Annotated in this window: 8 protein-coding genes; all 8 read left to right on the top strand. The window is 74.1% G+C overall.

Annotation, left to right across the window (positions count from 1 at the left end):
* Nucleotides 1–2: 2 nt before the first annotated feature.
* The 8 genes from ACFT41_RS01865 (at nt 3) to metK (ending at nt 7,250) form a co-directional block, all read left to right on the top strand.
* On the top strand, nt 3–1,049 hold the full coding sequence (locus ACFT41_RS01865; protein WP_377588005.1) for a quinone-dependent dihydroorotate dehydrogenase: 1,047 nt from the start codon (nt 3–5) through the stop codon (nt 1,047–1,049).
* Nucleotides 1,050–1,098: 49 nt separating this feature from the next.
* Nucleotides 1,099–2,373, top strand: a complete 1,275-nt coding sequence (locus tag ACFT41_RS01870) for an adenosylmethionine--8-amino-7-oxononanoate transaminase (RefSeq protein WP_377588006.1) — start codon at nt 1,099–1,101, stop codon at nt 2,371–2,373.
* A gap of 115 nt (nt 2,374–2,488) precedes the next feature.
* The gene (gene pyrF / locus ACFT41_RS01875; RefSeq protein ID WP_377588007.1) at nt 2,489–3,325 is read left to right on the top strand and encodes an orotidine-5'-phosphate decarboxylase; all 837 of its coding nucleotides are present in this window, start codon (nt 2,489–2,491) and stop codon (nt 3,323–3,325) included.
* Nucleotides 3,326–3,504: 179 nt separating this feature from the next.
* Complete coding sequence (gene mihF, locus ACFT41_RS01880; protein ID WP_007075824.1) at nt 3,505–3,822, top strand: integration host factor, actinobacterial type; 318 nt, start codon at nt 3,505–3,507, stop codon at nt 3,820–3,822.
* Nucleotides 3,823–3,871: 49 nt separating this feature from the next.
* Nucleotides 3,872–4,405, top strand: a complete 534-nt coding sequence (locus ACFT41_RS01885; RefSeq protein ID WP_377588008.1) for a guanylate kinase — start codon at nt 3,872–3,874, stop codon at nt 4,403–4,405.
* Nucleotides 4,406–4,484: 79 nt separating this feature from the next.
* Entirely contained in the window at nt 4,485–4,748 is a 264-nt protein-coding gene (gene rpoZ / locus ACFT41_RS01890) for a DNA-directed RNA polymerase subunit omega (protein WP_007075826.1), read from the top strand.
* 15 nt (nt 4,749–4,763) lie between these two features.
* A complete protein-coding gene (coaBC, locus tag ACFT41_RS01895) occupies nt 4,764–6,014 on the top strand; it encodes a bifunctional phosphopantothenoylcysteine decarboxylase/phosphopantothenate--cysteine ligase CoaBC (RefSeq protein WP_377588009.1) in 1,251 nt (416 codons plus the stop codon).
* 42 nt (nt 6,015–6,056) lie between these two features.
* Nucleotides 6,057–7,250 (top strand): methionine adenosyltransferase, encoded by a 1,194-nt coding sequence (gene metK / locus ACFT41_RS01900; protein WP_377588010.1) that lies wholly within the window; start codon nt 6,057–6,059, stop codon nt 7,248–7,250.
* Nucleotides 7,251–7,289: the final 39 nt, after the last annotated feature.

Genomic DNA, 7,289 nt, shown 5'->3' on the forward strand with positions numbered 1-7,289 from the left:
CGGTGATCTTCGAGCGGGTGGTGCGGCCAGGGCTGTTCCGGGTCGGCGGCGGCGACGCCGAGGCCGCCCACGAGTGGACGCTGCGCCGGCTGGCCGCCGTGTCCCGGTCGCCGGTGGCGCTGGCCGCCCTGCGGGCCCGCTACGCCGTGCGGGCGCCCCGGACGGTGTTCGGGGTGGACTTCCCGAACCCGGTGGGGCTGGCCGCCGGGGTGGACAAGGACGGCGCGGCGCTGCCGGCGTGGCCGGCGCTGGGCTTCGGCTTCGTCGAGGTCGGCACGGTCACCGCGCACGCCCAGCCGGGCAATCCCCGGCCCCGGCTGTTCCGGCTGCGCGACAGCGAGGCCGTGGTCAACCGGATGGGCTTCAACAACGCCGGCGCGGCGGCCCTGGCCGACCGGCTGGCGGCGCTGCCCCGCCCGGTCGGCGCGCCCCTGGGGATCTCGCTCGGCAAGTCCAAGGTGACCCCGCTGGCCGAGGCCGTCGAGGACTACCTCGCCTCCTACCGGGCGCTGCGCGGCCACGGCGACTACTTCGCCGTCAACGTCTCCTCGCCGAACACGCCGGGCCTGCGCTCGTTGCAGGACCGCGCCCACCTGGACGCGCTGCTGGCGGCGCTGGTGGGGGAGAAGCCGGTGCTGGTGAAGATCGCCCCGGACCTGACCGAGCCGGCGATCGCCGAGCTGCTGGAGGTCTGCCTGGCGCGCGGCGCGGCCGGGGTGATCGCCACCAACACGACCCTGGCCCGCGACGGTCTCGCCCCCGCCGACCGGGAGCGCGGCGCGCCGGCGGGCGGCCTGTCCGGGCGTCCGCTGGCCGCGCGTGCCCGCGCGGTGGTCTCCTTCGTCCACCGGGAGACCGGCGGGCGGCTGCCGGTGATCGGCGTGGGCGGCATCGTCGACCCCGACGACGCCGCGCGCATGTTCGACGCCGGCGCGGCCCTGGTGCAGCTCTACACCGGCTTCATCTACCGGGGTCCCGCCCTCGTCCGCGCCGCCGCCCGGGCCGGCCGGCCGGTGCCCGCGCCGGCGCCGCCGGGCGGTCGGTCGTGACCGGGGAGCCGGCCACAGCGCGCCGCGCCGGGGGCCGCAGGGGGCGCGGGTGACGCCGGAGGAGATCCTCGCCGCCGACCGGGCACACGTGTGGCACCCGTACGCGCCGCTGCCCCCCGCGACGCCCCCGTACGTGGTGGCGGGCGCGCGGGGGGTGCGGCTGCGGCTGGCCGACGGGCGGGAACTGGTCGACGGGATGTCGTCGTGGTGGGCGGCGATCCACGGCTACCGGCACCCGGTGCTGGACGCGGCGGTGACCGACCAGCTCGGCCGGATGAGCCACGTGATGTTCGGCGGGCTCACCCACGAGCCGGCCGTGCGCCTGGCGCAGACCCTGGTCGAGCTGGCCCCGGAGGGGCTGGAGCGGGTCTTCCTGTGCGACTCGGGCTCGGTGAGCGTCGAGGTGGCGGTGAAGATGTGCCTGCAGCACCAGCGGGCGCTCGGGCGGCCGGAGCGCCGGCGGCTGGGCACCTGGCGGGGCGGTTACCACGGCGACACCTTCCACCCGATGAGCGTCTGCGACCCCGAGGGGGGCATGCACCACCTGTGGGGCGACGTGCTGCCCCGGCAGGTCTTCGCGCCCGTGCCGCCGGCCGGGTTCGACGCCCCGCCCGACCCCGCGTACTGCGCGGCGCTGGTCGACGCGGTGGCACGGCACGCGCACGAGCTGGCCGCCGTGATCGTGGAGCCGGTGGTCCAGGGCGCCGGCGGGATGCGCTTCCACCACCCGCGCTACCTGCGGGTGCTGCGCGAGGTGACCCGCGCCCACGGGGTGCTGCTGGTCTTCGACGAGATCGCCACCGGCTTCGGCCGCACGGGCACGATGTTCGCCGCCGAGCACGCGGGGGTGAGCCCCGACGTACTCTGCGTCGGCAAGGCGCTCACCGGCGGCTACCTGACGCTGGCCGCCGCGCTCTGCACGGCGGAGGTGGCGGCGGGCATCTCCCGCGACGGGGTGCTCGCGCACGGGCCCACGTTCATGGCCAACCCCCTCGCCTGTGCGGTCGCGAACGCCTCCATCGGCCTGCTGCGGGCCGGAGACTGGGCGGCCGAGGTGTCGAGGGTGGGCGCGGCCCTGCGGGCCGGCCTGGAGCCGCTGCGGGGCGCCCCGGGGGTAACCGACGTCCGCGTGCTGGGCGCGATCGGCGTCGTCCAGCTCGACCACGAGGTGGACGTGGCGAGGGCCACCGTGGCGGCGGTGGAGCGGGGGGTGTGGCTGCGGCCGTTCCGCGACCTGGTCTACGCCATGCCGCCGTACGTCGCCGACGACGCGGACGTCGCCCGCATCGCCGCCGGAATGGCTGCCGCGGTGGCGGCCGGCTGACCGGCGTTCCTTCCTTCGTGGGTGGCGCGCGGGTGGCCGCATGACCGCGATCGGACAGGCGCGGCGCGCCGGCGGATGCCGGGCGCCCGGAGGAGTCGAGAGGAAAGAGGCGCGGATGGAGAGCTTCGGTGACCGGTTGCACCGGGCGATGGCGCAGCGCGGTCCGCTCTGCGTGGGCATCGACCCGCACCCGGGGCTGCTGACCCGCTGGGGGCTGACGGACGACGTCGACGGCTTGGAGCGGTTCAGCCGCACGGTGGTGGAGGCGCTAGGCGACCGGGTCGCGGTGGTCAAGCCCCAGTCGGCGTTCTTCGAGCGCTTCGGAGCGCGGGGCGTGGCGGTGCTAGAGTCAACTATCCGACAGTTGCGGGATTCTGGCTCGCTCGTTCTGCTCGACGTCAAGCGCGGGGACATCGGCTCCACCGTCGCCGCGTACGCCTCCGCGTACCTGGATCCATCCAGCCCGCTGTATGTCGACGCGGTCACCGCGAGCCCCTACCTGGGAGTAATGTCGCTGGCCCCGATGTTCGAGCTCGCCGCCACGCACGGCGGCGGGGTGTTCGTCCTGGCGCTCACCTCCAACCCCGAGGGGGCCGCCGTGCAGCGCGCGCGGGGTGCCGACGGGCGCACCGTCGCGCAGGCGGTGATCGACGAGATTGCCCAGCTCAACCGGGGTGCGCAGGCGCTCGGCAGCTTCGGCCTGGTGGTCGGGGCGACCATCGGCGACACCGGCCACGACCTGTCGGCGGTGCGCGGCCCACTGCTCGCCCCGGGGCTCGGCGCGCAGGGCGCCACGGCCGCCGACCTACGGACCGTGTTCGGCGCGAGCCTGCCGTGGGTCCTGCCGTCATACTCCCGCGAGGTGCTGCATGCCGGGCCCGACGTGGCCGCCCTGCGGGCCGCCGCGCAGCGGGCCCTGGCCGACTGCCGGGCGGCCCTCGGCGGCTCCTGACTGAGTGACGACTCGGTCATTTTGCCGTGGTCGTGGCGTGCCCACGTTGCCGAATGCGTCCGCGACCGCTAGTTTTCCCCGCGCTGGGAACCACGGACCCCTTTGGTTTCCGGCGACTCCACGTTTCACATCTGCGGCGTGGCGTCCCGCCCGTCGCGACAAGGACCTGAGGAGAACTGGTGCCCCTCCCGTCACTTACCCCCGAGCAGCGCGCAGCTGCGCTCGAGAAGGCTGCGGAGATTCGCAAGGCCCGCGCTGAGCTGAAGGAGCAGCTCAAGCAGGGCAAGACCACCCTCGCCGCGGTTCTCGAGCGGGCCGAGGGCGACGACGTCGTCGGCAAGCTGAAGGTGTCGGCCGTCCTGCAGGCGATGCCGGGCATCGGCAAGATCCGGGCGACCCAGATCATGGAGAAGCTCAAGATCGCCGACAGCCGCCGCCTGCGTGGTCTGGGCGAGCAGCAGCGCAAGGCCCTGCTCGGCGAGTTCGCCGCCAACTGAGCCCGGCGGTTCGCCGCCGGCCGTGCACGGCACCGTGTAGAAACGAGCCGTGAGCACGGATGACGAGGCGCGCCCGGCGGCTCGGCTCACCGTCCTGGCCGGTCCCTCCGGGGCCGGCGTGGGCAGTGTCGTCGAGCCGTTCCGGGCGCGTTCGCCGTCGGTCTGGATCCCGGTGCCGGCCACCACTCGGCCCCGCCGGGAGCGCGAGGTGGACGGCGTCGACCGGATCTTCCTCGCCCCGGCGGCGTTCGACCGGCTGATCGCCACCGGCCAGCTGCTGGAGTGGGCCCGCGTCGGGCCGTACGCCCGCGGCACCCCGGCCGCGCCGGTCGCCGACCGGCTGGCCGCCGGCCGACCGGTGCTGCTCCCGCTCGACCTGCCCGGCGCGCTCGCCGTCCGCGCGGCGCGCCCCGATGCTCGGCTGGTCCTGCTCGCCCCGCCCGGCTGGCGGCCGGAGGCGGCCGACCCGGCCGGCGACGCGCACGTCGTGGCGCACGACCGCACCGGGCGGGCGGTGGATGAGCTGGTAGGCTTGTTCGGTTCTTCCTATCTGGCTCCGGCCCGACCGCGGCTGAGCGGCTGAGTGACCCCACCAACCGCGTCCGCGCGGTTGGCCAGACGAACCGCGTCCGCGCGGTGACGACAGACGCAGAGGTTATTTCGTGGGATCCATCGCCAACCCCGAGGGCATCACCAACCCGCCGATCGACGAGCTGCTCGAGAAGACGACGTCGAAGTACGCCCTGGTGATCTTCGCTGCCAAGCGCGCCCGCCAGGTCAACGCCTACTACAGCCAGCTCGGCGAGGGCCTGCTGGAGTACGTCGGCCCGCTCGTGGAGACCACCCCCCAGGAGAAGCCCCTCTCCATCGCCATGCGCGAGATCAACGCGGGCCTGCTCACCGCCGAGCCGACCGACCAGCCGTAACCGCGCCGCACGCCGATGTCCGCCGAGATCGTCCTCGGAGTCGGCGGCGGCATCGCCGCCTACAAGGCGTGTGAGCTGCTGCGGCTCTTCACCGAGTCGGGCCACCGGGTCCGCGTGGTGCCCACCGCGTCGGCGCTCCGCTTCGTCGGGGCGCCGACCTGGGCCGCCCTGTCCGGCCAGCCGGTCGCCGACGACGTCTGGGCCGACGTGCACGAGGTCCCGCACGTCCGGCTCGGCCAGCGGGCCGATCTGGTGGTGGTCGCCCCGGCCACGGCCGACCTGCTCGCGAAGGCGGCTCACGGTCTCGCCGACGACCTGCTCACCAACACACTGCTCACCGCCCGGTGCCCGGTGCTGCTCGCCCCGGCGATGCACACCGAGATGTGGGAGCACCCCGCCACCGTGGCCAATGTCGCCACGCTGCGCTCCCGGGGGGTCCGCGTCGTCGAACCCGCCGTCGGCCGGCTCACCGGCGCCGACACCGGCAAGGGTCGGCTGCCCGACCCGGCGGAGATCTTCGCCGTCGCCCGGCGGACCCTGGCCCGCGGCCCGCACGCCCCGGCCGACCTCGCCGGCCGGCACGTGGTGGTGACCGCGGGCGGCACCCGCGAGCCGCTCGATCCGGTCCGGTTCCTGGGCAACCGCTCCTCCGGCAAACAGGGTTACGCCTTCGCCCGGTCGGCGGTCGCCCGGGGCGCCCGGGTCACCCTGATCGCCGCCAACGTGGCGCTCGCCGACCCGGCCGGCGTGGACCTGGTGCGGGTCGGCACCACCGAGGAGTTGCGCGAGGCCACGCTCAAGGCGGCGGCCGGCGCGGACGCCGTGGTGATGGCCGCCGCGCCCGCGGATTTCCGACCCGCCACCTACGCAACGGCCAAAATCAAGAAATCGGACGCCGGGGCACCTACGATCGACCTCGTCACCAACCCGGACATCGCCGCCGAGCTGGGTCGGCACCGCCGACCGGAGCAGGTGCTGGTGGTGTTCGCCGCGGAGACGAGCGACGCCGAGGCCAACGGCCGGGCCAAGCTCGCCCGCAAGCGGGCCGACCTCATCGTCATCAACGAGGTCGGGCCGGACAAGGTCTTCGGCGCCGAGACCAACGCGGCGACCGTCATCGGCGCGGACGGCTCGGTGCACCCGATGGCCGAGCAGTCCAAGGAGGACCTGGCCGACGGCGTCTGGGACCTCGTCGTGGCGCGCTGGCCCACCTTCCCGAAGAATGACCGGGAAGCGACCGTTCCAGCGAGCTTCGAGACCGGGTGACTACACTTCCGCGGAACGACTTTTCCATAACTTAGGAGTGCCGTGACACGCCGCCTCTTCACGTCCGAATCGGTCACGGAAGGCCACCCGGACAAGATCGCTGACCAGATCAGTGACGGCATTCTCGACGCGCTGCTGGCTCAGGACGCGCACAGCCGCGTCGCCGTCGAGACCCTGATCACCACTGGCCAGGTGCACGTGGCCGGCGAGGTGACCACCAAGGCGTACGCCGACATCCCGACCATCGTGCGGGAGACGATCCTCGACATCGGTTACGACTCGTCGAAGAAGGGCTTCGACGGGGCGTCCTGCGGCGTCAGCGTCTCCATCGGCGCCCAGTCCCCCGACATCGCGCAGGGCGTCGACAACGCGATGGAGCTGCGCACCGGCTCGTCGGAGAGCGCGCTGGACGCCCAGGGCGCCGGCGACCAGGGCATGATGTTCGGCTTCGCCTGCTCCGAGACGCCCGAGCTGATGCCGCTGCCGATCGCCCTGGCGCACCGGCTGGCCCGCCGGCTCACCGCGGTCCGCAAGGACGGCACGATCCCCTACCTGCGGCCGGACGGCAAGACCCAGGTCACCATCGAGTACGAGGGGCTGCGCCCGGTCCGGCTGAACACGGTCGTCGTGTCCAGCCAGCACGCGGCGGACATCTCGCTGGACTCGCTGCTCACCCCGGACGTGCGCGACCACGTCATCGCGCCGGAGCTGGAGAGCCTCGGCCTGGACACCGGCGGCTACCGGCTGCTGGTCAACCCGACCGGGCGGTTCGAGATCGGCGGCCCGATGGGCGACGCCGGCCTCACCGGCCGGAAGATCATCGTCGACACCTACGGCGGGTACGCCCGGCACGGCGGCGGCGCGTTCTCCGGCAAGGACCCGTCCAAGGTGGACCGCTCGGCCGCGTACGCGATGCGCTGGGTGGCCAAGAACGTGGTGGCCGCCGGCCTCGCCGAGCGCTGTGAGGCGCAGGTCGCGTACGCGATCGGCAAGGCGCACCCGGTGAGCCTGTTCATCGAGACGTTCGGCACCGAGACCGTGCCGGTCACCTCGATCGAGAAGGCCGTGACCGAGGTCTTCGACCTCCGCCCGGCCGCCATCATCCGGGACCTGCACCTGCTCCGCCCGATCTACCGGCAGACCGCGGCGTACGGCCACTTCGGCCGGGAACTGCCCGACCTGACCTGGGAGAGCACCGACCGGGCCGCCGACCTCAAGTCGGCCGCGAGAGCCTGACCGGCACCAGGCGCAGCGACCGGCGACCCGCTGACGGGC

Origin of the sequence: Micromonospora sp. NPDC057141, from assembly GCF_042670805.1 — a bacterium.
Taxonomy (GTDB): Bacteria; Actinomycetota; Actinomycetes; order Mycobacteriales; family Micromonosporaceae; genus Micromonospora.

What these genes read in the sequence shown, in the direction of transcription:
- pyrF (WP_377588007.1), top strand. Translation starts at nt 2,489, where the DNA reads ATGGAGAGCTTCGGTGACCGGTTGCACCGGGCGATGGCGCAGCGCGGT.
- coaBC (WP_377588009.1), top strand. Translation starts at nt 4,764, where the DNA reads ATGTCCGCCGAGATCGTCCTCGGAGTCGGCGGCGGCATCGCCGCCTAC.